25 protein-coding genes are annotated in these 26,701 nt (G+C 71.9%); 9 read left to right on the plus strand and 16 right to left on the minus strand.

Features of this window, described 5'->3' with window-relative positions; genetic code table 11:
- Positions 1-30: 30 nt before the first annotated feature.
- Complete coding sequence (locus ACWEMJ_RS28505) at positions 31-1,017, minus strand: ATP-binding protein (RefSeq protein WP_452139983.1); 987 nt, start codon at positions 1,015-1,017, stop codon at positions 31-33.
- Positions 1,018-1,292: 275 nt separating this feature from the next.
- Between ACWEMJ_RS28505 and ACWEMJ_RS28510 the strand changes: the two genes are divergently transcribed.
- On the plus strand, positions 1,293-2,174 hold the full coding sequence (locus ACWEMJ_RS28510) for an oxidoreductase (RefSeq protein WP_452139984.1): 882 nt from the start codon (positions 1,293-1,295) through the stop codon (positions 2,172-2,174).
- A gap of 415 nt (positions 2,175-2,589) precedes the next feature.
- Here the strand turns inward: ACWEMJ_RS28510 and ACWEMJ_RS28515 are convergent, their stop codons facing one another.
- Positions 2,590-3,429 (minus strand): HAD family hydrolase, encoded by an 840-nt coding sequence (locus tag ACWEMJ_RS28515; protein ID WP_452140007.1) that lies wholly within the window; start codon positions 3,427-3,429, stop codon positions 2,590-2,592.
- 638 nt (positions 3,430-4,067) lie between these two features.
- Here ACWEMJ_RS28515 and ssd point away from each other — a divergent pair.
- From ssd to ACWEMJ_RS28540, 5 genes are all read left to right on the plus strand, one after another.
- Positions 4,068-5,168 carry a septum site-determining protein Ssd gene (gene ssd, locus ACWEMJ_RS28520; protein WP_452139985.1) on the plus strand — a complete coding sequence of 367 codons (1,101 nt, stop codon included), beginning with the start codon at positions 4,068-4,070 and terminating at the stop codon, positions 5,166-5,168.
- Between the two features lie 9 nt (positions 5,169-5,177).
- A complete protein-coding gene (locus tag ACWEMJ_RS28525; protein ID WP_452139986.1) occupies positions 5,178-6,728 on the plus strand; it encodes a TadA family conjugal transfer-associated ATPase in 1,551 nt (516 codons plus the stop codon).
- A 94-nt stretch (positions 6,729-6,822) separates the two neighbouring features.
- The gene (locus tag ACWEMJ_RS28530) at positions 6,823-7,938 is read left to right on the plus strand and encodes a type II secretion system F family protein (RefSeq protein WP_452139987.1); all 1,116 of its coding nucleotides are present in this window, start codon (positions 6,823-6,825) and stop codon (positions 7,936-7,938) included.
- A 118-nt stretch (positions 7,939-8,056) separates the two neighbouring features.
- Entirely contained in the window at positions 8,057-8,839 is a 783-nt protein-coding gene (locus ACWEMJ_RS28535) for a type II secretion system F family protein (RefSeq protein WP_452139988.1), read from the plus strand.
- Between the two features lie 58 nt (positions 8,840-8,897).
- Positions 8,898-9,110 carry a hypothetical protein gene (locus ACWEMJ_RS28540; protein ID WP_452139989.1) on the plus strand — a complete coding sequence of 71 codons (213 nt, stop codon included), beginning with the start codon at positions 8,898-8,900 and terminating at the stop codon, positions 9,108-9,110.
- Positions 9,111-9,252: 142 nt separating this feature from the next.
- Here ACWEMJ_RS28540 and ACWEMJ_RS28545 read toward each other — a convergent pair whose 3' ends face one another.
- The 5 genes from ACWEMJ_RS28545 to ACWEMJ_RS28565 all read right to left on the minus strand — a co-directional run bounded on the left by ACWEMJ_RS28545 (position 9,253) and on the right by ACWEMJ_RS28565 (position 14,793).
- On the minus strand, positions 9,253-10,197 hold the full coding sequence (locus ACWEMJ_RS28545; RefSeq protein ID WP_452139990.1) for a hypothetical protein: 945 nt from the start codon (positions 10,195-10,197) through the stop codon (positions 9,253-9,255).
- Between the two features lie 170 nt (positions 10,198-10,367).
- Positions 10,368-12,341, minus strand: a complete 1,974-nt coding sequence (locus ACWEMJ_RS28550; RefSeq protein WP_452139991.1) for a DUF3732 domain-containing protein — start codon at positions 12,339-12,341, stop codon at positions 10,368-10,370.
- Positions 12,338-12,820, minus strand: a complete 483-nt coding sequence (locus ACWEMJ_RS28555; RefSeq protein ID WP_452139992.1) for a three component ABC system middle component — start codon at positions 12,818-12,820, stop codon at positions 12,338-12,340. Before ACWEMJ_RS28555 ends, ACWEMJ_RS28550 begins: the two co-directional genes overlap by 4 nt.
- The gene (locus ACWEMJ_RS28560; RefSeq protein ID WP_452139993.1) at positions 12,807-14,033 is read right to left on the minus strand and encodes an ABC-three component system protein; all 1,227 of its coding nucleotides are present in this window, start codon (positions 14,031-14,033) and stop codon (positions 12,807-12,809) included. The genes ACWEMJ_RS28555 and ACWEMJ_RS28560 overlap by 14 nt, the downstream gene beginning before the upstream one ends.
- A 151-nt stretch (positions 14,034-14,184) precedes the next feature.
- Positions 14,185-14,793, minus strand: coding sequence for a hypothetical protein (locus ACWEMJ_RS28565; protein ID WP_452139994.1), 609 nt, complete (start codon positions 14,791-14,793; stop codon positions 14,185-14,187).
- Positions 14,794-14,956: 163 nt separating this feature from the next.
- On the opposite strand from ACWEMJ_RS28565, the gene ACWEMJ_RS28570 reads away from it, so the two are divergent.
- Positions 14,957-15,574: a hypothetical protein gene (locus ACWEMJ_RS28570; protein WP_452139995.1), complete on the plus strand. Its 618-nt coding sequence runs from the start codon at positions 14,957-14,959 to the stop codon at positions 15,572-15,574.
- A 269-nt stretch (positions 15,575-15,843) separates the two neighbouring features.
- Here ACWEMJ_RS28570 and ACWEMJ_RS28575 read toward each other — a convergent pair whose 3' ends face one another.
- The 9 genes from ACWEMJ_RS28575 to ACWEMJ_RS28615 all read right to left on the minus strand — a co-directional run bounded on the left by ACWEMJ_RS28575 (position 15,844) and on the right by ACWEMJ_RS28615 (position 25,393).
- Positions 15,844-17,193 carry an SMODS domain-containing nucleotidyltransferase gene (locus ACWEMJ_RS28575; RefSeq protein ID WP_452139996.1) on the minus strand — a complete coding sequence of 450 codons (1,350 nt, stop codon included), beginning with the start codon at positions 17,191-17,193 and terminating at the stop codon, positions 15,844-15,846.
- A complete protein-coding gene (locus tag ACWEMJ_RS28580) occupies positions 17,190-18,392 on the minus strand; it encodes an SAVED domain-containing protein (RefSeq protein ID WP_452139997.1) in 1,203 nt (400 codons plus the stop codon). Before ACWEMJ_RS28580 ends, ACWEMJ_RS28575 begins: the two co-directional genes overlap by 4 nt.
- Before the next feature lie 307 nt (positions 18,393-18,699).
- The gene (locus ACWEMJ_RS28585) at positions 18,700-19,743 is read right to left on the minus strand and encodes a serine hydrolase domain-containing protein (protein ID WP_452139998.1); all 1,044 of its coding nucleotides are present in this window, start codon (positions 19,741-19,743) and stop codon (positions 18,700-18,702) included.
- A gap of 91 nt (positions 19,744-19,834) precedes the next feature.
- Complete coding sequence (locus ACWEMJ_RS28590) at positions 19,835-20,935, minus strand: glycosyltransferase family 4 protein (RefSeq protein WP_452139999.1); 1,101 nt, start codon at positions 20,933-20,935, stop codon at positions 19,835-19,837.
- Positions 20,932-21,468, minus strand: a complete 537-nt coding sequence (locus ACWEMJ_RS28595; protein ID WP_452140000.1) for a dCTP deaminase — start codon at positions 21,466-21,468, stop codon at positions 20,932-20,934. Before ACWEMJ_RS28595 ends, ACWEMJ_RS28590 begins: the two co-directional genes overlap by 4 nt.
- Entirely contained in the window at positions 21,468-22,001 is a 534-nt protein-coding gene (dcd, locus tag ACWEMJ_RS28600; RefSeq protein ID WP_452140001.1) for a dCTP deaminase, read from the minus strand. The genes ACWEMJ_RS28595 and dcd overlap by 1 nt, the downstream gene beginning before the upstream one ends.
- A complete protein-coding gene (locus tag ACWEMJ_RS28605; RefSeq protein ID WP_452140002.1) occupies positions 21,998-23,227 on the minus strand; it encodes a metallophosphoesterase in 1,230 nt (409 codons plus the stop codon). Before ACWEMJ_RS28605 ends, dcd begins: the two co-directional genes overlap by 4 nt.
- On the minus strand, positions 23,224-24,537 hold the full coding sequence (locus tag ACWEMJ_RS28610) for a UDP-N-acetylglucosamine 1-carboxyvinyltransferase (protein WP_452140003.1): 1,314 nt from the start codon (positions 24,535-24,537) through the stop codon (positions 23,224-23,226). Before ACWEMJ_RS28610 ends, ACWEMJ_RS28605 begins: the two co-directional genes overlap by 4 nt.
- A 229-nt stretch (positions 24,538-24,766) precedes the next feature.
- Positions 24,767-25,393: an ATP-binding protein gene (locus ACWEMJ_RS28615; RefSeq protein ID WP_452140004.1), complete on the minus strand. Its 627-nt coding sequence runs from the start codon at positions 25,391-25,393 to the stop codon at positions 24,767-24,769.
- 140 nt (positions 25,394-25,533) lie between these two features.
- On the opposite strand from ACWEMJ_RS28615, the gene ACWEMJ_RS28620 reads away from it, so the two are divergent.
- Positions 25,534-26,409: a helix-turn-helix domain-containing protein gene (locus tag ACWEMJ_RS28620; RefSeq protein WP_452140005.1), complete on the plus strand. Its 876-nt coding sequence runs from the start codon at positions 25,534-25,536 to the stop codon at positions 26,407-26,409.
- A 2-nt stretch (positions 26,410-26,411) separates the two neighbouring features.
- Positions 26,412-26,642: a DUF397 domain-containing protein gene (locus tag ACWEMJ_RS28625; protein WP_452140006.1), complete on the plus strand. Its 231-nt coding sequence runs from the start codon at positions 26,412-26,414 to the stop codon at positions 26,640-26,642.
- The last annotated feature ends 59 nt before the right edge of the window (positions 26,643-26,701 follow it).

Raw genomic sequence — 26,701 nt, forward strand, 5'->3', positions numbered from 1 at the left:
GACTGGACGGGCCGGCCCTCGGCGGGCGGTTCAGACCCCGGCGGTCCTGGCCTGCTCGGCGCCCAGCACGTAGTCGGGGTCCACCTGGGTCGCCAGGTCCGCGCCGATCTTCGCGTTGCCCCAGCTCTCCGCGTTGCGCAGGTGGAAGCGGACCGCCTGGGCGCTGTAGCGGCGCGGGTCGCGCAGCTGGAGGGCGGCGTCCGCGGCTGTCCGCAGCCGACCCAGCACCTCCCGGTTGGCCGGCTCCAGCTCCCGCAGCGGCGGCTCGTCCCCGCGCTCCAGTCGCCGCACCCAGTCGGAGTGCCCGAACGAGGCGTAGAGGTCGTCGCCGACCTCGCGGCGCAGGAACTCCAGGTCGTCCGCGCTCTGCACCTTGTTGCCGATCACCCGCAGGTGGACGTCGAAGTCCTGGGCGTACTCCTTGTACTGGCGGTACACCGAGACGCCCTTGCGGGTCGGCTCGGCGACCAGGAAGGTCAGGTCGAAGCGGGTGAACAGGCCGGAGGCGAAGGAGTCGGAGCCGGCCGTCATGTCGGTGACCAGGTACTCGTCCGGGCCGTCCAGCAGGTGGTTGAGCAGCAGTTCCACCGCGCCGACCTTGGAGTGGTAGCAGGCCACCCCGAGGTCCTCCTCGGCGAACGCGCCGGTCGCCATCAGCCGCACCGAGCCCTCGTCCAGCGCGATCGGCCGGGCGCAGGCCGCGTAGACCGGGTTCTCCTCGACGATCCGCAGCAGGCGGGAGCCGGGGCCGGGCGGAGTGGTCTTGATCATCTCCTCGGCGGAGCGGATCAGCGGGTTGGCGCCGCGCAGGTACTCCTTGATCTCCGGCAGGTGGCCGCCGAGCGCGGGCAGCGCCGCGGCCTGGGCGTCCGTCAGGCCGAGGGCGGGCCCCAGATGCTGATTGATGTCCGCATCGACGGCGACCACCGGACAGCCGGCGGCGGCCAGGTGGCGGATGAACAGTGCGGACAGGGTGGTCTTGCCGCTGCCGCCCTTGCCGACGAAGGCGATCTTCATCTGAGTCTCCGGCTCTGTGGCTCTGAAGTGCTGTGGCTCTGTGGTGGGGCTCGGTGGTGCGCGGCTCGGTGTGCTCGGTGTGCCGTGCGCTGCCGCGGGGGTGCGATGGCACGCTGCCGCGAGGTGACGCTTGTTGGAAATCGTTATCGTCACCGATTGCGGCTCATGCTAGCGGTGGTTTGGGGTGCAGCACATGGGGGAAGGGCGGATTGCCACGAAAGGGTGACCCGGGGGTTGCCGCCCGGTCGCCCGGCCGATTCATTACTCTCGGGTAGGTGACCACAGGAACAGACCCGCTCGCCCCGCTGGCCCAGCTGGCCGGGGTCCCCGAGGCCGTCGCCGAGGTGCGAAAGAACGTCGACCGCCTCTACGGACACCGCGTGATGCGGCGCCGGGCGGGCGAGGTGACGTCCGAGTCCGCGCTGCGCGGCGCCCGCGCCTCCGCCGCCCTGGAAGGCGCCGACTGGCCACTGGAGGAGGTCCGCCGCCGCACCGACTTCAGCGCCGACCCCGAGGCCCGAACGATCGGCGCGGCCCTGCGCATCTCCGCCGAGGCCGGCCAGCTGCTCAGCATCTGGCGCACCTCCCCGCTCCAGGTGCTGGCCCGCCTCCACCTGCTCGCCGTCGGCGACGCCGACCCGTCCGCCGGCCGCCCGCGCCGGGCCGGCGAGAGCGCCACGCCGCTGTTCCCGCGCGAACTCGCCCCCACCGAAGGCGCCGCGCCCGACGGCCCGGTCGGCGAACTCCCGCCGCCGCCATCCGCCGACGAGGTGGCCGCCCGGCTCGACCAGCTCGCCGGGCTGCTGGTCGCCCGCACCGAACGCCCCACCGGCGGCGCGCCCGCCCTGGTGGTCGCCGCCGTCGTGCACGGCGAACTGCTCGCGCTGCGTCCCTTCGGCGCCCACAACGGCCTGGTGGCCCGCGCCGCCCAGCGGATCGTGCTGACGGCCGAGGGGCTCGACCCGAAGGCGATCTGCCCCGCCGAGGTCGGCCTCGCCGAACTCGGCACCGCCGCCTACCGGAAGGCGCTGCTGGGCTACCTGGAGGGCACCCCCGAGGGCATGGCCCGCTGGCTCACCCACTGCGCCGCCGGGCTCGGCCTGGGCGTGCGCGAGAGCACCGCGGTGTGCGAGGCGATGCAGCGCGGCATGGTCTGAACCGGCAGGGCCCGCCGCACGGTTGCGGTGGTGCGGGAACGGTTGCGGCGACGTCCGAGACTTCCGGGCGTCGCCGCTGGCACGGAGACCGGGTTACCAGTGCATGCACCGTGCAATTGCCCATCAGGCGGGGTCCTGTTGCCCTTCGCCTGGTGCGGCGGCCCGACAGCGGGTCGGCTGCATGTGGGTGCCCGATTGTCCGTACGTTGGTCCGTGGGGCCTGAACTGCGTTGTCGGAACGACCCTGTTGGGTCCTGACCGGGTCTCGCGGGCCTAACCCATTTCTACCGCAGATCAGACAAAAGGGGAACCCGGAAAAGGATGGTTTGCCGGGTTCCCATGCGGTTTGTCCGATTCGGCGAAGTCCGGTCCGTGCAGGACCGTTCCGCCCGGTGCGTCGGGTGGTGTCGCGGGATCAGGCCGTCGGGCGCCGCCGCCGTGCGCTGTACCAGAGCACCCCGGCCGTCAGCGCCGCCGCGCCGACCGCCACCGCGGCCAGCACCGAACGGCTCGGCGCGCGGAACTCCGGGAGCCGGCGGGTCAGTTCGACCGGGCGGCTGAACACCAGCACCGGCCACTCGCGGGCCACCGCCTCCTTGCGCAGCGCCCGGTCCGGGTTCACCGCGGCCGGGTGGCCGACCGCCTCCAGCATCGGCAGATCGGTCGAGGAGTCGCTGTACGCATAGCAGTTGGCGAGGTCGTAGCCCTCCCGTTCGGCCAGCTCGCGGATCGCGGCGGCCTTGTTCTCGGCGTACGCGTAGTACTCGATCTCGCCGGTGTAGCGGCCGTCCTCGACGTGCAGCCGGGTGGCGATCACGTGGTCCGCGCCCAGCAGGTGGCCGATCGGCTCGACCACCTCGGAGCCGGAGCTGCTGACGATCACCACGTCCCGGCCGGCCGCGTGGTGCTGCTCGATCAGCGAGGCCGCCTCGTCGTAGATGATCGGGTCGATCATGCCGTGCAGGGTCTCCGCGACGATCTCCCGCACCTGCTGGACGTTCCAGCCCCGGGTGAGCGCCGACAGGTAGGCCCGCATCTTCTCCATCTGGTCGTGGTCCGCGCCGCCGACCAGGAAGACGAATTGGGCGTAGGCGCTCTTCACCACCGAACGGCGGTTGATCAGGCCGCCCTGGTAGAACGGGCGGCTGAAGGCGAGCGCGCTGGACTTGGCGATGATCGTCTTGTCGAGGTCGAAGAAGGCGGCGGTCCGCGGCACGCCGTACCCGGGTCGGGCGGGCGCTGTGGTGTCCGTCACGGGCTCGGTGGAGTCCGGTGCGTCGGAGTCGGCACCGCGGTCGGCGAAGTCGGCGTTCTCGGTGGTGTCCACGGGAACCGAGGATAGAGGGACCGGCAAAACAGGCGGCCATTCGGTGGACCCGTGGGCGTGCGGGTTTGTGTTTCTGGGCGGTCGGGTACACCATGGAAGTCACGGATCGTTCGCGCGACCGTGCTAACCCGGTCCGGCTCCTCCCCCCCGAGCCGGGCCGTGGATAGACGACCCCCGCTCTCCCCCCCGGCGGGGGTCGTCGCATGTCCGGGGCCATTTTCCTAGGCAATTGAGCCTCCAGGGAGTGGCGTGACAGGCGGTTCAGGGGGGTGCTCCGGCGGTTTCCGAGTCGCTGTCGAGGTTTGTTCACGCCCCCGCATTTGTCACTCTCCGTAGTGGATCGAGCGTCATATCGGTATACCCGATGCGTCAATTCCGAACTGATTCGGCCCCCGTCCGAGTGAGCCCGGTTATCCACAGGGGCGGGTTATCCACAGGCATTGGGAACTCGGCTGACGCATTCCGCGCCATCCCTCACCGTGGTGTCCGCGCCGCCGCGCCGACTCACCCGGGCCGACGCGTCCGACGCGCCGTCAGACCGATCCCGCACCACGCGGAGGCCCGCCTTGTCCGCATTCGTCACCGACCCGCACGCCACCGGCCCCGAGCCCCCGCCCGGGCCGCTGATCCTCACCGCCGACGAAACCCTCGCCGAACAGCTCACCCGCCTGTGCGCCGCCGCCGGAGCCGAACCACGGCTGCTCAGCGGCGCCCCACCGCCCGCCCGGCTGTGGGAGAACGCCCCGCTGGTGCTGGTCGGCGACGACCTTGCCGAGCAGTGCGCCGACCTGCCCCGGCGAGCCGGCGTGCTGCTGCTCGGGCTCGACCTCGACGACGGCGAGATCTGGGTCCGCGCCGTCCGGCTCGGCGCGGAGCACGTGCTGTTCCTGCCGGACGCACAGCCCTGGCTGCTCGACCGGATCGCCGACGCCACCGAGGGCGTCGGTCCACCCGCGCTCACCGTCGCCGTCCTCGGCGGACGCGGCGGCGCCGGGGCGTCCACGCTGGCCTGCGCGCTCGCCGTGCGCGCCGCCCGGGCCGGGCACCGCACGATGCTGATCGACGGCGACCCGCTCGGCGGCGGCCTCGACGTGCTGCTCGGCGCCGAACGGTCCGGCGGCCTGCGCTGGCCCGACCTGGCCGCCTCGCGCGGCCGGATCAGCGGCGCCGAGCTGGCCAAGGCGCTGCCCGAGACGCACCGGCTCAGCGCCCTGTCCTGGGACCGCTCGGACACCCTGACCATCCCCGCCGAAGCCATGCGCAGCGTCTTGGCCGCCGCCCGGAGACGCGGCGGGCTGGTCGTCCTCGACCTGCCCCGACACCTCGACGCGGCCGCCGCCCAGGCCCTCGAACAGGCCGACACCGGGCTGCTCGTGGTCCCCGCCGAGCTTCGTGCGCTGGCCGCCGCCGGCCGGGTCGCCGCGGCCGTCCGGATGCGGCTCGCCGACCTGCGCGCCGTCGTCCGCACCCCCGGGCCGTCCGGTCTCACCGCCGCCGACGTCGCCCGCGGCCTGCAACTGCGCCTGGCCGGGGAGCTCGCCCCCGAGCCCGGCCTCGCGCTGGACGCCGAACGCGGCGCCCCGCCCGGCCTGCGGGACGGCGGGCCGCTGGCCCGCTTCTGCGGGCGATTCCTGACCGAAGCGATGCCGCCCGTCGTGGCGGCCTGAGGAGAACCCATGACCAACCGCCTGCACGCCGTCGACGCTCCCGCCACCGAGGAGCACACCGGGCAGCCGAGGCCCGCCCGGCACCCGATCGCCCGCACGCACCGGCGCATCCCGGTACCCCGCACCCGGGCCCTGCTCGGTGCCCCGCCGGGGCCCGCCGAGGACGCCACCCCGGCCGCCGAAGCCGGCCCGCGCACCGGCCCGCCGGTGCGCTACCTGGTCCGCCGACAGCCGCCCGCCGCGCCCGAACGGGACGGGCCGCCGCCCGGCGACGGAGCCGCCGAACTCGTCGACGCCGTCCGGCTCCGGCTCGCCGAGGCAGGAGCGGCGCCCACCGCCGGCTCGGTCGCCGCCGCACTGCGCGCCGCCCGGCCGCCGCTCGGCGGGGCCGACGTGCTCAACACCGTCCGCAGCCTGCGGGCCGAGATCGTCGGCGCCGGGCCGCTCGACCCGCTGCTGGCCGAGCCCGGTGTCACCGACGTCCTGGTCAACGGGCCCGACCAGATCTGGATCGACCGCGGCAAGGGCCTGGAACGCGCGACCCAGGTGCGCTTCCCGAACACCGACGCCGTCCGCCGACTCGCCCACCGGCTGGCCACCGCCGCCGGACGCCGTCTGGACGACGCCCGGCCCTGGGTGGACGCCCGGCTGTCCGACGGCACCCGGCTGCACGCCGTCCTGCCGCCGATCGCCGCCGACTGCACCCACATCTCGCTGCGCACCTGCCGCACCACACCGTTCACCCTCGCCGAGTTGGTGGCCGTCGGGGCGCTTCCCCCGTCCGGCGCCGACCTGCTGGGCGCGGTGCTCCGGGCCCGGCTGTCGCTGCTGATCTCCGGCGGCACCGGCAGCGGCAAGACCACCCTGCTGGCCGCGCTGCTCGGGCTCGTCCCGGTCGACGAACGCATCGTGCTGGTCGAGGATTCGGCCGAACTCCGACCGGACCATCCGCACGTCGTCCGGCTCCAGTCCCGACCGCCCAACCAGGAGTCACTGGGCGAGCTGACCCTTCGCGACCTGGTCCGGCAGGCGCTGCGGATGCGGCCCGACCGGCTGGTGGTCGGCGAGGTCCGCGGCGCGGAGGTGGTCGACCTGCTGGCCGCCCTCAACACCGGCCACGAAGGCGGCTGCGGCACCGTCCACGCCAACACCGCGGCCGACGTGCCCGCCCGGCTGGAGGCCCTCGGCTCGCTCGCCGGGCTCGACCGGCAGTCGCTGCACAGCCAACTGCGGGCCGGGCTCGACGCCGTCGTCCACCTCGGCCGCGACCGGGCCGACGGCCGCCGCCGGGTCACCGGCCTGCACCTGCTGGCCGCCGAGCCGGACGGACTGACCGGCACCACCGCCGCCGTCCACTTCGACCGCGACGGCCGCAGCCGGCCCGGTCCCGGCTGGGCCAGGCTGCGGGAGCTCTGTGCCGAACGCGGCGTCGAACTGCCGCCGCACCCGGAGGCGCTCTCCGGGCCGGCACCGGTTGCCTCCGCGGAGCCGGACGCAGCCCCGGACGCGGGTCCGGCCCTGGACGCTCCTCCCTGCGAGGCCTCGGCGGAGGCGTCATGACGCTCGGCCAGATCGAGGCGATGTGGGTGAGCGCGCTCTGCGTGATCGGGGTGCTGGCGTGGCGGCTGCTGCGCTCAGAGGTCAGGAGGTCGTGATGGCAGGGGAGTTCGGTGCCGTACTGGCGTCGGCGTCGGCGTCGGCGGCAGCGTCGGTGTCGGTGTCGGTCGGCGGCGCGGTGGCCCTGGTCGGTGCGCCGGCGTTGCTCGGGGCGAACTGGCTGACGGCGGCCCGGCGCCGCCGGATCGGGGACGGGCGGCTGCGGCGCATGCTGAACGGGCACCGGGCGCCCCACGGCCCGCTCGCCCGGCTCCGGGCCGGGTGGCGGCGACGGCGGCCACCCTGGCTGGTGCCCGAGCTGCTGCTGCTCCCGGTCGGAGCGGCGGTCGGGCAGGGCACCGCCTCGGCGCTCCCGCTGATCGGTGCGGCCTGTGCGGTGGTACCGCTCCGCCGCTGGCGGGCCCGGTACCTCGCGGGCCGGGCGGCGCGGCAGCGGAGCGCGGCGGTGATCGACCTGTGCGCCGCCCTCGCGGCCGAACTGCGCAGCGGGGCCACACCCGAGCAGGCCATGCACGCGGTGATCTCCCGGTCCACCTCCGACTGGGCCCGTCGGCTCGGCCCCGAGCCGACGGCCCGGCTGGCGGCTGGCCGCTACGGGGCGGATCTGCCCGCCGCCCTCCGGCAGGTGGCCGAACTGCCCGGCGGGGAGGGCGCGTCGGCGGTCGCGGCCTGCTGGCGGGTGAGCACCGAGAGCGGTACCGGGCTGGCGTTCGGCCTGGAGCAGGTCGCGGACGCGCTGCGTGCCGAGCGGGCCCTCGCCGAGGAGATCGCGGGCGAACTCGCCGGGCCGCGCACCACCGTGATCGTGCTGGCCGCGCTGCCCGCCGTGGGGCTCGGCCTGGGCAGCGCGCTCGGCGCCCACCCGGCGCGGATCCTGCTGCACACCCCGGTGGGCCTGCTCAGCCTGCTCGCCGGCGCCGCGCTGGAGGCCGCCGGCATCGTCTGGACCGCCCGGATCGTCCGGGCGGCCGAGGATGCCCCGGCCCGGCCCCGGCAGGTCCCGGCAGAGGCGCGGCGCGATGCCCGGCCAGGTCCGGCCCGGGCGACGCCCGCCGTTTGCGGGATCTCCCGCACCCGGCGGGACAGGTGGCTCGCCGCCGTGCCGGCCCTCTCGGAGGAACACCTGGTCCATCGGGCGGGCCGATGGGAGTGAACGGGTGCGTCGGCCGGGGCCGGGGCTGGGGCCGGGGCGATCCGGCAGGGGGCGCGGAAGGACGCGCCAACTGCTTGGCGAATCAATCGAGTTCGATCTGGGAGACGAGGTGGACGGCATGGTGATGCTGCTGCCGGTGGCCGCGGCAGGGCTGACCGGTCAGGCGCTGGCGGCGGCGCGAGCCCGGGCGGTGCGGCGGCGGGTCGGGCGCTGCGTCCCGGTGGTGGCGGCGGCCGACACCGCGCGGCGCGGCCGGGTCGGGGACGTCGGGCGGCGGGCGGTCCGTCGGCTGGCGGGCGACCGGCCGCTGGCGGTGCTGCTCGGGGCGGCCGTCGCCGTCCTGGTCGGCGGCTGGGCCGGCGCGGCGGTCGGAGCGGTGGCGGGTTGGGCGGGGTGGCGGCTGCTGCCCCGGGTGCGGGCTCCCGACGGGGGTCGGCCGGTCGTCGAACACGGCTGGCTGGTCCGCCAACTGCCGCTGACCGCCGACCTGCTGGCAGCCTGCCTCGGGTCGAGCGGCTCCCCGGCCGGGGCGGCCCGCGCGGTCGCGGACAGCGTGCCGTCCCCGATGCGGGAGCGCCTGTCCGGCGTCGCCGCGCAGCTCTCCCTCGGCGCCTCCCCGGAGCGCTGCTGGGAGGGGCTGGCCGTCGACTGCCCGCCGATGGCCCCGCTCGCCCGCTGCCTGGCCCGCACCACCCGCACCGGCGCGCCGCCGGCCACCGCGCTCGTCGGCCTCGCCCAGTCCCAGCGGGCCGCGGCCGCACGGGCGGCGCACGCGAGGGTCCGCCGAGCCGGTGTCCTGGCGACCGCGCCGCTCGGGCTCTGCTTCCTGCCCGCGTTCGTGCTGATCGGCGTGGTGCCGGTGGTGATGGGCCTGACCGGCGTCTTCTCCCAGCGGCTGTGAGCCGCACAAGCCGAATGTCCGTGCTGCGCATGTCCGTTGCTACGAAGGGATTTCACCGATGACCAAGCTCTTCCCGCCGGTCCTGCCGGCCTCCGCGATGCGTGTCACCCGCAGGCTCGGCGCCTGGCTGCGCCACCGGCTCCGGATGGTCGCGGAGGGGCCGCCGGACGCCGGAATGAGCACCCCCGGTATCGCTGCAAAGACCGTGTCCCCCGCGAGCGTGTCGCTTTACGCGGAGCCGGAGCTCCGAGCCGCCGACAGGCTGCGGTGAGTTATTGTGTCTCATTCCCCCCATCAGCCTGTGGCCGAGATCACACTAGCTGGCGACGGTGTCCGTGGCTTGGTAGCCACAGGCTGAAGTCGGCGCACCAGGCTGATGGAGCCGACTATACGGCGGCAAGCGGATGCCGTGGCTACCAGCTGTCCTCTACCGGCCTGCGAGGCCTCCCGAGATTCGGATCTTCAGTGAGGCTGCCGATGGGACCGTCGTTGATCACTTCCTTGAGGTCTTCGACCTTGCAGCTCATGGTTGTTGAGAGGCCGGCGATCTCGATTTCCTGTACGCCTGTGAGGTGGAGACCGCAGAGGCCGCAGTGCAGCTCTTCTGCGGTGAGCTCCATCTCGTACAGCAGGGCCGTGTTCGGTGCCTTCAGGAACAGCGTGGCCGCCTCGACGGCGCAGGCCGGGCAGCTGCTGAGCGTGCGGAAGAGCACGCCGGTCGGGTTTCGGTCGATGACCACGAGCCCCGTCTCGCCGATGGTGCGGGCGACGCTTTCGACCGTTCCTTCGGGCAGCTTCCCGAAGCGGGTCTCCATCCGGAACCGGGCCTGGTCCATGCGAAGATGGACAGCCTTCTGGACACGGTCGAACCGGTCGTCGAGGGTCACTTGTATGGCTTCGGACCATGATCCCCAGAACTCGGCGCGGTCCTGGCCGGTGTGGTCGAGGAGCTTGCAGATCGTCTCCACGAAAGGGGCGAGATAGTCGTCGGCGCTGCTCGCGCCGAGGTGCGCGACGCCGTTCCTCAGCTCGATCAGCCCGTCCAGCTCTCCCGACCTGGGCAGGATGCCGATCTTCCTCAGCCTGGCGATGGCTGCTGCGGCTCCGATGGTGTGGAACCTCTGCGGCGGGGTGATCAGGGCTCCGGCAAAGTGCAAGAGCATGTCGTCGTTGCCCTTGACCTCAGCGAGCAGTGTCGGGTGCACCCGCACCAGCGCGGCCTTGGCCAACCGCTCGACGCTGACTCCCGCGTCCAGGAGGAAGACCTCGGTCTGTCCCTCTGCGTGGGCGCCCATGGCCAGGTGGGCGAAGTCCCGGGCCCCAGACAGCAGACGCTCGAACGTGATCGGCGATCCCATGCCACGACGGTAGCGACCGGCGGAGCCCGTCCGCAGGTGGTTTCCATTGCGGACGCCACCGCGCTGGTCACGGTCGCAGCGGTACACGTTCGGGTTCGGCCCGGCCGGGTCCGGGGCGCCTGCGGTGCCGCTGGCCAGATGCCGGCCGACGCTGAGCGTCGAGTGCGGGGTTACTCCTCCTCGTCCTCGTCGATCGGCTCAGTGATCCACTCCGGGGGTACGAGGGCCTGGTTGTTGCTGTAGCGCCAGCGTTCGACGACGTGGTCACGGAAGAGCGGGTCGGCCAGGTCGGCGTGCTCGACGACGATGACCTGGAGTGCGCCGTCGAGTGCCTGGACGGTGTCGTTGATGGTCCGGTAGACGTTCAGCAGGTGGCTGAGGTCGGTCCCCTGGGGTGTGGGCTCGCCGGTGTAGTCGGGCGGGAAGTACACCTGGGACGGCTGGTCGAGGATCAGCGTCCGCGGGACGGGGCCGCGGTGCTCGCTGAACCACTCGTGCAGGCTCAGCAGCGTGGCGACGTGGTAGCCGAGGTGGTTCTCGGCGCTGCCCATGTCGGCGAGCCGGACGGGGCCGTCGGCCGTGTCGGCGACGACAGTCAGCCGGTTTACGTCAAGGCGGATGGGCGCGTCCGAGTGGTCGAGCTCCAGCGCGGCAGCCTTGGTGCGGATGTTCTGGCTGATCAGGGACAGGTAACTGGTGAGCCGGTCGCCCTGGGTGTCGTCGCTCAGGAGCTCTTCCAACTCAGCGATCTGTCGCTGGAGGTCGTCGCGGCGGTCTTCGACCTGCGGGGCACTCACATGCTGGGCGGTGGTGTCGAGGTAAAGGCTGATACGGCCTCGCACATGGGCGGCCCGCTGCGCCTGGTCCGGCTCCTGCTGCAGCGCGCGCAGCCCGGCGCTGATCTCGTTGATCTCGTCCTGGCTGCGGGAGAGCGCGGCGCGCAGCTGCTGCAGTTGCTCCTCCTCCAGGGCCATCTGGCGTTGCAGGGCGGGTGTGTCGCTGCCGATCACCTGCAAATCGCCGTCGAGGCGTTCGAGGTCGTGCATGATCGTCGCCACCGTGGTGTTGGCCGAGGCGATCGGGCTCTCACACACCGGGCATTGCGCGGCCTGGGAGGTGTCCGGGGACAGTCGCATCAAACCGAGAGACGCGAGACGTCGGCGCTGCTCCCTTGCCTCTCCCGCGAAGTCGTCGTTCTCCTCGACCGCGCGCTTGAGGTCGGCGATGCGGGCTCGGGACTGCCCGACGGCGCGGCGCAGTTGGGCACGCCGGCCGATAGCGGCGGCCAGCGGGTCGCCGTCGTTGTCCGGCCGGGGCTCCAGCTCCAGCCGGATGCTGCCCTCCATGGCGAACCGCAGAAGGCCAAGGACCTCCTCGGCCGTCGGCTCGCTGTCGCGGTGCGGTAGAAGCCCTGCCTCGACCGCCTCGGCGAGCAGCGCTCGGGCCTGGCCCGACGCCGGGCCGAGGTCGCGGGCCTGGGCGAGTTTGGCTTCAAGGTCGGAAAGGTCCCGGCGCAGGAGCCGCAGCCGGTTGCGCAGCGCCGCCTGCTCGGGGTCGACGGCGCCGAGGAAGTACGGGATCACACCGCGGATGGTGTTCGGCCGCCACTCCTCACCTTGGGAGTGGAACAGCAGGTCGGGGTTGGCGACCTCGTTCTGCGCCTGGAAGCAGAAGTACAGCGCGTGGCGGATCGACGGAGCGATGGTCTGAGCGCGGGCGACCGCGGGCACCTTGACGGTGCGGTCGATGCCGCAGAAGTCGCTGAGGATGTCCTTGGCGGTGTCCAGGGGCGTCGCGAAGGTCAGCTCCTCCAGCGGGGGAGGTGGGGTCTCCGGGGCCTGGGACAGGATGCACAGCACGGTGCTCACGGCGTTCCCCGGCTCCGGGGCGCGCCGGGCGACGAAGAGCTGCTGGCCGGGCTTCGCCAGGGTGACGGCGTAGGCGCCCACGTACTTGCGGACCTTGCCAGCCTTGACAGGGTAGTCGGAGCTGGCCAGGCAGTAGTCGATGATCGTCAGCAGTGCGCTCTTCCCGCGCCGGGAGTCGCCCGTGACGATGTTCAGGGTGCCGGTGCGGAACGGGACCGTACGGACCTGTCCGGGCTGCTTGCCGTAGACGGTGACCGCTTGGATCTGAAAGGTCACGCTTGGACTCCCAGGAGCGTCAGGACGGTGCTGATGCTGCCGGTGCTGGGCAGCCAGCGCCCGAGTTGGTGGGCGGCTTTCTGGATCGCGGTGTTCTGCTCGGGGCCGTCCTTGAGGGCCGTCACGGCCCGTGGCTTCACCGTCAGCCCAGATCCTTGAAGCCTGAGCACATCGCTCTGAAGGGCGAAGAGCAGGCCTGGTCGCACGACGGCGGCGAGGGCGGCGGCGTTGAGACCCATGGCCACGCGCACGGCCTCGTTCTCGTCGAGCCAGTTCATCAGCCCGGTGCGGAGGGTGGCGGGCAGCGCCGTCCGGATGGACGGCTGGAGGGCCATGACCGCGGCGGTCACTGCGACTGGAAGCGGGCAGGCGGAGCGGTACTGCTTCTCGTAGCCCTGCACAGCCCGGACGCACACGAGTGCGGTGAAGGCCGGGTTGAACAGGGCGCGCTCCTCGCGGCTGAGGTCACGCTCGGCCATCAGCGGCTCCCGCCGGCTCCAGCAGAGCCGCCAGCCGGGCGCTGAAGTCTGGATGCCACCCGACCCGCAGCTCGTCCGCGAGCATCTGGTACGACCCCTTGACGACGAACACCTCTTCACAGCCGGTGCGGATGCGAAGCCGGGCCTCCCGGTCGACCCACCTGTAGATCAGCTTGGCCTCACGCTTCATCTCTTCCTCGGTGGCTTCGTCGCCGAGGTCTTCACGCATCTCGGCGAAGCGCGACTGCCACTCCTCCACGAGCCTGCGCTCATACGCGCCGATCTCGCCGGCGCGCAGCAGGTTCTCGTTCGCCCAGCGGGAGCGCTGAGCGAAGGCCCTCACCCAGTCACGAACCGCGTAGCCGATCCGCTCCGCGCCCACGTCGATCAGCCGGAGCTGATGCACGAACACCTTGTCGGCGGCATCGGCAGCGGCCGGGGCCGTAGCCGTGAGCGCGGCGATATCAGGGTCGATCGGCAGGTTGTGCTCACCGATCTGATTGCGCAGGTCGTTGAACAGCTCGTCGAACTCGGCGCCGGTCACCGGGTCCGACCCCGGGAAGCTCATCTGGACGGACGCCCGCTCGAAGAACCAGCCCTCAAGACGCTGAAGAAAGGACTCCGCGAACCGGCGCTCGACGGCCAGGCTCGCGTAGCCGAGCAGGTTCTCCCTGATGGAGTCCATCCCCGGCGCGTCACCGATGACCTCGATCCGGCTGACCAGCTCGGCCCGGCGTTGCGTCCCGAGCGCGTCGAACGCCTCGAAGGCCTTGGCCAACGTCGTACTCTTCGAGGACTGCCGCGCCTGGACGAGGAGGGCCTCGGCAGCCTGCTCGTCACGGTGCCCGCTGGCCTTGGGCTGCAGGAGGAACCCCGCGCTGTCGTCCGGCAGCTCTGCGGTGGTAATCAGGTAGAGGCTTGTCTCGGCAAGGTCGATGTGCCCCTCGGTGACGGCGTGTGACCAGACCCTGATCGTCTTCCACAGGTCCGACGACAGGTCCGTCAGTCTCACGTTGTCTGCCCGCTTCTTCAGCTGGGTCAGCTCGGTGTGCGACCCGATGAGGGCCTGGACGTCGTCCGTTGCCTCAATCGCCACACTCCACTCGATCCCGCCCCTGGAGAGCTCCACGCACCGCTGGAGGGCCACGCGGAGCTGGTAGAGGTAGCCGAGCGCTGACGCCGATGCCTCGAAGGGATTCTCCGGGCTGGTCATGCACCCACCGCCTCCCTCTGGTTACCGAGTGCAGCGATCATTCCATGGCCGCGCCGCAGGTAAAACTCGGATTGCCGAACTTCCCGAACCGTTACGAGTGCTGGCCAGCAAACCCGGGGTAGCCGCGCTGACCGTGACGGCAGCCCGCGAATCAGCGTGAGGCGGGCGGCTTGGTCATGTACATCTTGATGATGCTGGCGGGGATGGAGATCGGCTCGTACGGAGCGAGGGCGTCGGAGATGGCCTGGGCGAGCTCGTCGATCGTCCGCACCACGTACCTGGGCGGGGTGATCCAGATCCGCGGCTCGGCGTCGCGGTCGTCGCTGTTGTGGATGATCTGGGCGTAGTAGTGGCCGAGACCTACCTCGTAGCCCCAGGTGCTGTACCGCTCCCAGCCCGGCATCGCGAAGTCGTGCAGCTGGCCCACGTTCGCCTCAGTGACGGGCTGAGGCCGCGGCTTGGTGTACGACGGGCCGTAGACGATCTCCCACACGCCGTCGCTGTGCTCCAGGACGTCCATCCGTACGTGCTGCTTCAGCTGCCGAAGCTGTGCGCGGAACCCTTCCGGGTCGAGGCCGGCCTGGGCCGCGAGGGCGGGGATGTCGGCAGGGGTGAGCTCGATGCCCATGATCTCGGGAGCCTCGCCGTCCCACGCGAGGCGCGAGGTGCTGGTCCGCTCGGCGAGTAGCAGGAAGACCCGACGGGCGGTCTCGTCCGTCATGCCCAGCTGGTTCACGTACGCGACGGCTTCCTTGCTCACGTCGGACTTCCTTCCCAGGTGACGGCGGGGGGTGCCGGGTGATCACGCTACCGGGCCGGGGCCGCCGCCGGTCGGCGATCGCCCGGAGGCTGCTGGGCGACGATCGGGCGTCGGGCACCGGATACCGTGCGGGAGCGAGGGCCGTAGCTGAAGGAGGAAGCGCGTGGAGAACCGGTTCGCCGGCGGGTGCGTGAGGTGTTCGGTGTTGGTGCTACCCGGCGGCGGGTTCCTTCGCAAGGGTGACGGCGGCTGGGAGGTGTGGTGTGCCATCTGCCAGCGGTTGGACGAGCTCGCCGAGACGGACGACTTCGACCCGGACAACCTGCAGCTGCCCGCGACGGTGCCGCCGGGGTCCGCAACCACCGTCGCGTTGCGCGTGCTGGGCATGACGCGGGAGTGCTGGAAGTGCGGCAAGGACACGCTGTGTCTGGTCGGCCTCTACCCCGAGCGGCCCGCCCGCGGGTACGGAGGGCTGCACACCACGGACGGCGAGGCGGCGATGAAGCTGGCCGTCCGGCTCGTGCAGAGCAAGGGGCGGCCTGACCTGGCAGCTCCGGTGGCGAGCCGGTACAGCCGGGTCATGCGGGAGCGGCAGTGGGCCAACGGCTGCCAGCACTGCGACGCGCTCCAGGGCAACCACCCTGTCCATGAGGAGGCGTTCGCGCGGGTCGTCGCGGCTGGGGGAGCGGACGGGCTGGACACGCTGCTGGTCGCGGACTGCCCGCTGCTGGAGTGGCAGGCGGTCGTCTACGGCCAGGGCGGTGGCGTGATCGGGGTCTGAGACGTGCTGGCCGTCGGGCGGATAGCATCGGACGGAAAGCCCCGGTGGACCGCTGGCCCTGATGGCCATGTCGCCGGGGCTAAGACATGCCCGGCCCGGCCGGGGGGCTGCTCGGCGGCGGCCTCGAGCTCCCCCGGACCCGCCGTAGGCGGTCCGGGGGAGGAAGAAGGTGAGCTTCAACCAGTTGCCAGCCTGCACGCTCTCGCCGGGGCTGAGTCACATGGGGAGCCGCCCCGCTTCATGCGCGTCACCCTGATGGCGTGGCGTCGTCAGCGGATTACAACGTCGTGGTGATCGCTCGCGACGACCTTGCCGTCCTTGACGATCCACACCTCCACGTAATGCCGACCCCGATACTTGGTCCGCTCATGGATCCGTGGTCCGCGCCCGGGCGTGATCTGACCACGCAGGCCGTGGGCGTTCTCGGCGTCCGGCCCGTGGTTGCGGACCTTCCACCAGATCTCGTACGGCTGCGGGGCGTCGGTGGTCACCGTGAAGTAGAGGTCCCGGCCGACGGGGGCGAACCCCGTCCGGCGCAGGTCCACCGACCCGGTGCCGATGGGGTTCGCGACACGGGCTTCGATTCGGGCCCGGCGCCCACCCGCCAGCTGCACGCCCATCTCCTCGATGAACCTCTCCAACGGCGCCCGGGTGACCACCTCCGTCGAGGCCGCCTGCTCGGCCTTGGTGAGGGGGGCCGCCGCCGCCGTGGTGGCGGGCGCCCTGAACCCGTCGCCGAAGAGGTCCTGCCAGAGCTTGACGCTCTTGTCCTTGTCCTGCTCCTCCAGGGCGGCGCGCATCCGGGTCGCGTACGACTGGATGTGCTTGGCGAAGTTGTCGTACCGGTCCTGGTCCCAGCGGTGGTTGAAGCTGGTCTGCGGGCAGCTCGGGTCGGTGATGACGGGCATCACGGGGTTGAGGGCCAGCCAGGCGGCGAGGTCCTCGATGAGGTGGACGAGGGTGGTGGGCACCCCGCTGTAGCGGTTGCCCGTGTCGTAGACCTGGACCCGCTCACCGAGCAGCGCGGTCAAGATCACCGAGGGGATGCTGAACGTGTCCTTGGAGTCCCGCAGGTACTTCACCAGGCGGATCACCTTGCGCAGGTTGCCGCCGGTCAGCGAGTCCTTCTCCTTCATCCACGCGGTGTAGCCCTCGGGGTTGGTCTCCTCGAACTCCTCTGCCTCCGAGTTGACGATCACCTGTCGGCCATTGGACAGGACGAGGTGGGGGACGATGTCGACGTGGCAGTCGCCCGCGTAGTTGATCCGCACGCAGCGGTTCTTCTTCACCACCATCGACTTGTAGGTGCTGCTGCGCTTGAGCGCTGCGAACAGGGTGTTCAGGTACTCCGACGGCGTCGTTGCCCATGCCTCGACGACGGTCAGGTTGAGCAGGAAGTCGGCGTCGAACTCGTCGTTCTTGCCGGCCACTGGCTTGATGATGGTGCGATGAGCCCAGGAGCCCTGCCGGGTGGTGCCGAGGATCAGCGGGCCGAGGACCGAGTCGCTGGTCAGGAAGTTCAAGATGGCCGTCACCCGGGTGTCCAGGTGGTCCAGCCTGGTCTGGTTGAGGTTGACCGTCCCCTTGAGCAGGGTGTTGAAGTGCCCGTTGAGTTTCACTTGATCTCCAGCGCGGGGCGGTAGCCGCCGTCGGTGCGGTCGTAGATCGTCAGACTGGGGTGGACCTGGCGGTCGTGGACACGGCCCAGGCTCACTGCGGCGGACAGCGGTACAGCGGGCAGGATGTGCAGGCGGCGGATGTCCTTCGCGTTCGCCTCGATGTCGGCGAACAGGGCGCGAAGGTTCCCTTGGAAATGGGCGAGGCTGTCGCGGTGGCGCATGATGTCTGGGGCAGCCGCCGCGTCCGCCGGGCTGATCCGGTAGCGCCGCAGCCCGGCCAGTTGAGGGGGCAGTTCCCCGGGCTGGATGGTGCCGGAGATGTTGAGCACCAGGACGGCTTCGCCGGCGGGCGGCACGTCCAGGTCGAGGTGTGTCGCGAAGGTGGCGGCCGGTCCGTCCTCGCTCCATGTCCAGGCCTCGTCGTGGCGGTGGCGCTGGTAGATATCGGTGGGCACGGTGTCGTCCAGACGCGATCCCAGGTAGACGAGGAGTGGGATGCGGGCGAATCCGAAGACGCTGAGATGGGCCACTTGGTCGCGGGAGATGCCCTCGTTGAGCTTGTTGTCGACGACGTTGTCGATCACGGCCTTGGCCTGGCTGTAGTACTCGCCGTTGGTCCCGTCCTCCCCGGGGACGTCGCGGAGGTCGATCGTGGCTTCGCCGAGTACGTGGCGGAGCTCGATCTCGATCCCGTGGCGGGAGTAGGACTCCAGGAAGAGGGGGACGCGATCGCCCGAGATGAGCACGGCGGATGAGGCCGTCTGGCGGGTCAGTTCGACTTCCTGCCCCCGGACCTGACCGATCATCCGCAGCACGGTGGTCGTACGGTCGGGTGCGATGCCGGTGACATGCTTGATCCGGTCTTCGTGAGCGCGCTTGAGCGCGAGCAGTTTCTCGACGGTGAAGACGTCGAGGTTCTCCCGCGCGTCGATCTCGTCGTGCTCGTCGGCACAGACCAGCATCACGTTGTCCGCGGTGTCGCGCTCGACGAGATCGTTCTGCCCCCGGGGAGAGCCCGCGGTGTTCTGCTGGCCGACGATGTGGGCGAGCTCGCCGAGGCGGATGGTCTTGTTGGCCAAGGCCCCATCGAGAAGGTAGCGGTTGCAGATCGCGCACCGGCCCCCGCTGCGGACCCAGACCTCGAACCTAACCTTCTCGGGCAGGGCCTTCCGCTTGTAGCCGCTCTTCTTCGTCGCCAACTGAACCTCGCAGGCCGCCAAGTCGCTTGCAGGGGCAGGGAATCCTGCGCCGTGAGAGAACGGTACGCCCCTGGTCTGACACTTCGCGCGACCTCGCGTGCCGCAACTCCAGGCACGCCCACCTCGTGCCGCTGGATGGGAGCTCATGTTGCGGCGGCCGGACCAGTAGCGGGTCAGCCGGATGAGACCGCTGAGACGCCGCCGGTGTCACCAGACGGTCGGGACTGCCTCTACGGCCACCTGCGGCTTCCGAGGATCAGCACGCGCGGCTCGTCCAGGTCCGTGCCCATCTCCTCTGTGGGCGCGGTCAGTTGAAGACGAGTTCGCGGAAGCCGTTGCGAATGCTGGTCAGCGGCTCGCGGTCGCGGGTGTAGTAGAGCTTGTTGGTCAGCAGCACGGCCCAGGTCCCCAGCTTGGGGGAGATCCACATGCCGGTGCCGGTGAAGCCGTAGTGCACCCAGGTCTGTTCGGCGGGGTCGGTGCCGGGGGCCGGGTGCCAGAACAGTCCGCGGACGGGTTCCAGGGAGCCGGTCTGCACGGTCAGGGACTCCTCGGTCCACTCGGGGCCGAAGCCGGGGCGGTGGGCGGCCGTGGCCGGGTCGAGCAGGTAGCGCAGGAAGACGGCGAGGTCGTCCAGGACGGAGAAGACGCCGGCGATGCCGCACACCCCGTCCAAGAGGCGGGCGGAGAAGTCGTGGGCGGTGCCCTTCAGGTGGGCGCCGGTGTCCTGGTCGAGCTCGGTGGGCGCGCATCGGTCGGCGGGGCCGGCGGGCAGCGGCCCGAAGCGGGTGCCGGTCATGCCCAGCGGTTCCCAGGTCCGGGCCTGGGCGAGCTGGTCCAGGGGTTGGCCGGAGAGGTGTTCGGCGAGGTAGCCGAGGATGAGGGCGGCGCGGTCGGTGTACTCGACGGCCTCGCCGGGCGGCCGGTGCAGGGCTTCGTGGAGCACGCCGGCGCGGATGGCGGCCGGGTCTGTGCCGTAGAGGTTCTTCAGCTGGGCCCGCAGGGGGACGCCCGCGGTGTGGGTGAGCAGGTTGCGGGCGGTGACCCGGCCCAGGGGGTGACCGTCGACCTCTGGCCAGATGCTGGCGAGGGGTTCGTCCAGGGGCAGGGCACCGTCGGTCCACAGGGCGCCGATGGACGACCACACGGCGAGGATCTTGGTGAGAGAGGCGACGTCGAAGACGGTGTCCGGCCGCATCGTCTGCTCGGGCCGGTCGGGGTCCGGGGAGCCGACGGTTCCGCTGGCCAGGGTGCCGGAGGTGTCGCCGAAGGCCCAGACGGCACCGGGGTATGCCTTGTCGCGGACACCGCCTTCCAGCAGCTGGTGGATGCGGTCGGTGCTGGGTGTCATCGTCTCCCCGAATCTTCGTGGATGGTCCGCCCCGCCAGCGTAGTGAAGCGACGGGGGCGGGGCGGGTTGCGGCGCGGGACCGGCCCGGATGTCAGGCGAGCTGCCTGCCCAGGTCTGCCAGCGCGGCCGCGGTGGCGCTGAGCGGGTAGCGGGCCGCGTTGTCGCGGCCGGCTTTGCGCAGGGCGGGCAGCAGGCTGGGCGAGGACTTCAGCCGGGCCAGATCGCGGGCCACGGCCTGGGGGTTGGTGAAGTCGGTGGCCAGGGCGGAGGCGCCGAGCGCGTCGCGCAGGCCGGGGACGGGTTGGTAGAGCACCGCCAGGTCGCGGGCCTGGGCTTCGAGGGCGACCAGGCCCATGGCCTCCAGCGTGGTGGACGGCATGACCAGCGCGTCGTGGTCGGCGAACGCCTTCCACAACTGAGGCCGGTGCAGCCAGCCGAGGTAGCGGGCGTGGAGGCCCGTGCGCTTGAGCAGCGGGGCCAGGGCGTGGAACTCGTGGCGCGGGGCGGCGATGCTCAGCTCGATCCCCGGCACGCCGGCCAGGGCCTTGGCGAGGAGTTCGCCGCCCTTCTCAGCGGTCAGCCGCCCGGCGTACAGCAGCCGCAGGGTCTGGCCGGGGCGGTGCGGGGGCCGGGCGGGCGGCTCGGTCAGGAGGTGGTCGGGGATGCCCCAGGGGATGTGGGTGATCTTGCGGCGGTCGGTCTGCGGGGCGAGCCGCAGCAGCCGGTCGGCCATCGCGCCGGTGGGGACCACGATGGCGTCGGCGAAGCGGGCGGTCTCGCGCAGGATCTGCAGCTGGTCGCGGTGCAGTTCGGCGAAGAGCAGGTCGGTGCCGTGCACCAGGGCGATCCGCGGGTGCTGGGGCAGGGCCCGAAGCAGGGCTGGGGTGGCGCCGAAGGCGAGGTGCTGGAGGTGGAGGACGCCGATGGAGGCCGGGTCCAGGGCGGCGGCCAGGGCCTGGCGCAGGGCGGTGACGTAGCGGCGGAACGCGGGCCCCTCCAGGCACTTGCCGCCGACCGACAGCAGGTCCAGCCCGGCCGTGGGCGCGGGCCGGTGCCGGGTGGGCTGGAGCATGAAGGCGCGGGCGGGGATGAGCGGGTCGGGGCCGGTGTACAGGTCGAGGAAGAGTTCGACGCTGCCGCCGGGGCTGCCGGCGGGCAGGTCGAGGAAGGTCGCCACCAGGGGTGCGTTCACGCTGCACCGCCGGGGATCTCCTCGTACAGGCGGGAGATGTCGATGCCGTCGGTAGCGGTGTACTTGGTGCCGAGCTGCTGGTAGCTGGCGGGGGCGCCGAAGGTCTGCAGGAAGACCAGCTTGCCGAAGGTCATGCCCGGGTAGACCCGCACGGGCCGGGCGGCGCGGATCTCCAGTGTCCAGCGGATCGCGTGGCCGGCGTGGCCCAGCGGGGCCGAGACGTGGACCCAGATGCCGAGTGCTCCGGTGGTGCGGTCGCCGTTGAGCATCTGCGCGTACCGCTCGGAGCCGGTCCGCTCCAGGGTCACCCCCAGGTAGAGCACCCCGGGCTCGAGGACCAGGCCGCCGGTGGGGATGACGGTTTCGGCGAAGGGGGTGGGGGCGGCGGCGTCCAGGTCGCCGTCGCAGATGCGTAACGTCTCGCCCAGGCGCCAGTCGTAGGCGTTCGGTGACAGCCGGGCGGGGTCGAAGGGGTCGATGGCGATCTCGCCCGTGGCGACGGCGGCGGCGATCGCGGGGCCGGTGAGGATCATCAGGCCACCGCCCCGGCCGCGGCGTCGCGCCAGTACCCGGAGGGCTGCGGGCCCAGCGCGGCCTGGTACTTGCCCGCGTAGAGGTCGACCGGGCCGACGGCGACGAAGAACATGATCTGCCCGATCTTCATCCCCGGGTAGACCCGCAGCGGGCGGACGGGGTTGAGCATCAGGGTCCACTGGCCGTGGAAGCCGATGTCGCCGATCGGGGCGGTGATCTCGACGAATAGGCCCAGGCGGCCGACCGAGGAGCGGCCGAACAGCAGCGGCACGAAGGTGTCGGAGCCGACCTCCTCCAGAGTGTGGCCCAGGTAGAGCTCGCCGGGCTGCAGGACGTAGCCCTCGGGGCCGATCTGGACGACGGTGGTGGGGTTGGGACGGTGGGCGTCGATGACCGGTTCGGTGTAGGTCAGCAGCGTGGGGCCCAGGCGGACGTTGTAGCTGTTGGGGTTGACCTGGCCGGACTCGAACGGGGTGATCCGCAGGCGGCCGTCGCGGACGGCGGCGGTGATCTCGGGGCCGGTGAGGATCACTTCGGCTCTCCTTCCTCGGTGCTGGACAGGGGGTCGGCCAGAACGTGCCGCACGGCCTGGCCGAGCGGCAGCCCGGCCGTGGGCGCGCGGCCGGCCATGACGGTCTCGGCCAGGTAGTCGGTGGTCAGGACGGTGCGAAGGCCGGCCGGAAGCGGGTCGGGTGCCACGACCAGGGGCCCGGCCCGCTCGGTGAAGTGGGCCAGCAGGCCCGCCACGTCGGCGGCCACGGCGCCTGGGACGGGCGCGTGGACCAGCTGGTTGCCGAACGGCTCGACGGCCAGCAGGTCCTCCAGGGTCAGGACCTCGCCCAGCAGCACCGGCCGTAGCGCGGTCTCGTTGAGGATCACGGCGTCGGCGCCGAGCCCGGTGTGCAGCCGGGCGGCGACCTCGGTCAGCAACTCGCGCCGGTCGGGCACCTGGTGCCGCCACCGGGGGTCGATGCGGCCCAGCGGCGCGGTCAGCTGCCCGCGCAGGGCCTCGATCCGGGTGCCGAGCGGCTCCAGGGCGGCGGGCAGGGCAGCGGCGTCGGGGAAGCGGCAGGTGTGGGCGGCCCAGCCGTGGCCGGCCGGCTCGGCGATCGCGTACCCGGCGGCGAGTTCGGCGCCCTTGACGACCAGGGTGTTGCCGACCGGCTCGGGCGCGTAGCGGTCGCTGTGGCAGTGTCCGGCGAAGACGACGTCCAGGAACGGACAGGCGTCCGCCAGCTTCAGGTCCTCCTCGAAGCCGGAGTGCGACAGCACCACCCAGGCGTCGACCTCGTGGTGGTGTTCGAGCAGCAGCTGCCTCAGCGCGCTGGCCGGGTCGGTGACGCGGTGTCCTGAGCGGTCGGCGGCGGGGACGGCGTTGAACGCCTGCGGGCCGATCACGGCGGTGACCGCGACGCTCCGGCCACCTACCTGGGCTAGGTGCAGGCGGCGGAACAACGGCTTGCCGCTGTTCGCGTCGACGGCGTTGGCGCACACGGTCAGCTCGTGCAGTCCCGGGGCGAAGTGGTGCTTCCAGCCGTGGTTGCCGGGGGCCAGGACGTCGTAGAGCGAGGTCAGGATGGCACGCTCGATGTCGCCGCCGCCGAGCCGGTAGTAGCCGGTGCCCTCGAAGAAGTCCCCGCAGTCCACCACCAGTGAGGTGTCCCGCTCGCGGTGGAGGTGGGCGAGCAGGCCGGCCGCGTCGCCGAGCTGGGAGTGCACGTCGGTGGTGGCGGTGATCCGCTCCAGCACGCGCGTCACGGCGCAACCTCGCTGATCTCGGCGCCCAGCGCGCGGAGCTTGCCCGGCAGATCGGCGTGACCGCGCATCAGCTGGCCAAGGCCGGTGACGGTGGTGGTGCCGCGCGCGGTGAGCGCGGCGATCAGCAGCGCGGAGCCGGTGCGGATGTCGGTGGCCTCGACCACGGCGCCGGTCAGCCGCTGCGGGCCGGTCAGGCGGCACTGCGTGGGCGAGAGCTCCTCGATCTCGGCGCCCAGGCGGGCGAGCTGGGGCAGCAGGTTGCCGTGCCGGCCGGGGTTGATGGAGTCGGCGAACAGGTGGGTGCCGGGCAGGCCGAGCGCGAGCGCCAGCAGCGGCGGCTCGAAGTCGGCGTCCAGGCCGCCTGGGGTCAGTGAGGCGACCGCCTGCAGAGGCCGGCCGCTGGGGTGGGAGGAGTCGTGCACTTCCAGGGCGCCGGGCTCGAACGTCGCCGAGATGCCCAGCCAGTTCAGGGTCTCGACCACCACCGCGACGTCCTCGCCGCAGACTCCCTCGATCCTGCCGGTCCCGCCGGTGGCGGCGATCGCGCAGGCGAGCGTGCCAGCTTCGATCTTGTCGCCGGGCACCGCCCAGTGCAGCGAGGTGTCCTCGGCCCGGCTCAGCGGCTGGGCGGTGAGCGTGTCGGCGCCCAGCTCGATCCGGTACCCGGCCTGCCGCAGCGCGGCCAGCATGCCGGTGAACTCCGGGGAGTGGTTGGGGTTGCCCAGCAGCAGGCGGTGGCCGCCGACCACCGCGCGGAGCACGGCCGCCACGCTCGCGCCGCGCGAGCGGAAGGGCAGGTCGATCATCACTTCGCGCGGTCCGTGCTCGGCGGCGGTGATCCGGTAGCCGCCGTCGTCGACCTCGACCTTGTCGCCGAACGCCGCGTACACCTTGAAGTGCTGGTCCATGCCCCGCTCACCGATCTGGCAGCCCCCGGGCCACGGCAGGACGGCCTGCCCGCACGAGGCCAGCAGGGCGGGCACCAGGTAGTAGGACGCGCGGATGGCGGCGGCCTCGGGCAGGTCGGGCACGGGAAGGCGGTCGGAGGCGGGCATCAGCGCCAGGCCGGACGGGTCGCTGACCGGGCGGGCCAGGTGGTAGCCGGAGCGCTGGATCAGCGTCAGCATCGCCTCCACGTCCCGGATCGCGGGCAGGTTGTCCAGGTGGACCGTGCGGCGGGTGGCCGCGGCGGCGGCCAGCAGCGGCAGGGCGGCATTCTTCGAGCCGTCCACCCGCACCAGGCCGACCAGCGGCGGACCGGGGCGGACGGTGACGGAGGGGCTGGTCGGCAGGGTCAGGGCTGGAGTCATGTCGGGCCTTCCAGGGCAGGCGTCGTTGCGGGCGGGAGGTGCGGTGTCGCTCGAGGGAGGCCCGGCCGCCGCAGACGGCGGCCGGGCCGCGCGGGGCGCCGCCGGAAGGGGAGGCGGCGGCGCCCGCCGCGCGAGGACACCCGGGCCCGGGGGCCTGGGGTGCGTCGCGCGGCCCGGCCCGGGGTGCGCCCGCAGGGGCGGCGGCATCCCGTGCCGGAAGATCCAGAAGTCAGGCGGCCGCGAACTCCCCGCACGGCAGCGTCGCGGTGATCTGCTTGCCGACCGCGGTGGGCTCCACCGTCCAGCCGGGCGCGAGGGCGTCCAGAATCCACAGGCCCCGCCCGGACTCCAGGTCCTCGTTGTCCGGCGGATCGGCCCTGCGGCCGGGCAGCGCGGCGGGCTCCGGATCGTGGACCTGGACCTGGACGTGGTCGGGCTTGCTGACGATCTGCACGACCACCGGCGTCCACGGCCCGCACAGCCGCACCGCGTTGCCCACCAGCTCGCTGGCCAGCAGCCGGGCCGCCTCGGCGACCGGTTCGCCGACCCCGAAGCCGGCGACTGCCTCGAACACCCGATCCCGCATCCGCCGTATGTGCTCGGGGCTTGCGCTCATGTGCAGGACGAACCCGCCCGGCCGTATGGCCAGGTAGAACCCGCACTCGGCCACCTTCGGCGGGTGCGGAGGGGCAGAGGCGGCGGGACCGGGATGTGCAGCGTGCATGGCGTGTGCTCCCCAGTGGCAAGAGCGGGCAACCGGTCCGGAGGAGATCCCCGGCCGGCCCGCGGATGGGTCGGCAGGCACGTCGGCCCTCCAGGGCTCAAGACCCCGGCAGTCGGCGCAAGGCAGCGGCATATGCCACGAAGTGCGATCAATCCGTCACACTTCGCTACCAAGAGACAGCATGCCCCTAGGCGTATGGGTTGGACAACATGTCCCGTCCAGATTCCTCAGATTGGTTGTCCTGGGGCGGCGGCGACGGACACACTGGGGGCATGGCGTCGAAGAGGAGTCCCGCGCTCAAGTCGGTGTACCGCCGTCAACTGTCGGCGAAGCTGAAAGAGTTGAGGGAGAGAGCAGATCTGACGATGGCTGAGGTCGCTGTCGCGATCGAGGTCAACCAGGGCTCGCTCAGCCGGATCGAGAGTGGTGACCGGGGGACCAGTCCGGTGCTGGTGAAGGCGATGCTGGACTGCTACGGGGTGAGCGATCCGGTGGTGCGCGAGGACATCCTCGACCTGGTCCGCGCGGACCAGGCCCAGCGCCAGCAGTGGTGGCGCAAGTACTCGGCGGTCATCAACACCACCCAGTACGGCGGCTACCTCGCGCTGGAGTCCAGCGCGACGAGCTTCCGCTCCTACGAGCCGCAGCTGCTGCCGGGGCTGCTGCAGACCGCGGACTACGCGCGGCAGGTCATCACCGAGATGCGGGTGGACCTGACGCCCAAGCAGGTGGATGCCCTGGTGACGGTGCGGATGGAGCGCCAGGAGAAGGTCCTCGGCCCCGAGGACGCGCCGAAGCTGTGGGCGGTGATCGACGAGGGCGCGATCCGCCGCGTGGAGGGCGCCCCGGCCGTGCTGAAGAGCCAGTTGGAGCACCTGCTGGAGGTCGAGCCCCGCACGAACATCACCGTCCAGCTGCTGCCGTTCGCCGCGGGGTTCCACCCCGGCCTGTACGGGTCGTTCATGCTCATGGGATTCCCCGAGCCGAACCCGGACGTGGTGTGGGTGGAGAATCTGACCAACTCGGTGTACTTCGAGGAATCCGAGGACGTGGCGCGTTACACCGAGGTCTTCGACCACCTGCGGGCCCGTGCTCTCGGACCACCCGAGACCCGCAGCCAGATCAACAAGATCCTCAAGGAGCTGTAAGAGTGAGCACCACCAAGCCCGACCCCGTTGAGCTGGACTTCTCCGGCGTCGTCTGGGAGAAGAGCCCGGACAGCGGGGGCAACGACAACTGCGTGGAGTTCGGCGTGATCGGCGAGTTCATCGCGATCCGCGACTCCAAGCGGCCCGAGCAGACCCCGCTGGTCTACACCCGTGGTGAGATCCGGGCCATGGTCTCGGGTGCGAAGGCCGGGGCCTTCGACCACCTGGTCTGACAGCACCACCGGCCGCCTCACCGGCCGAGCAGCGAAGCGGCGGCCGGCCCCAGCGTTAG

The organism is Kitasatospora sp. NPDC004531 (assembly GCF_053602195.1).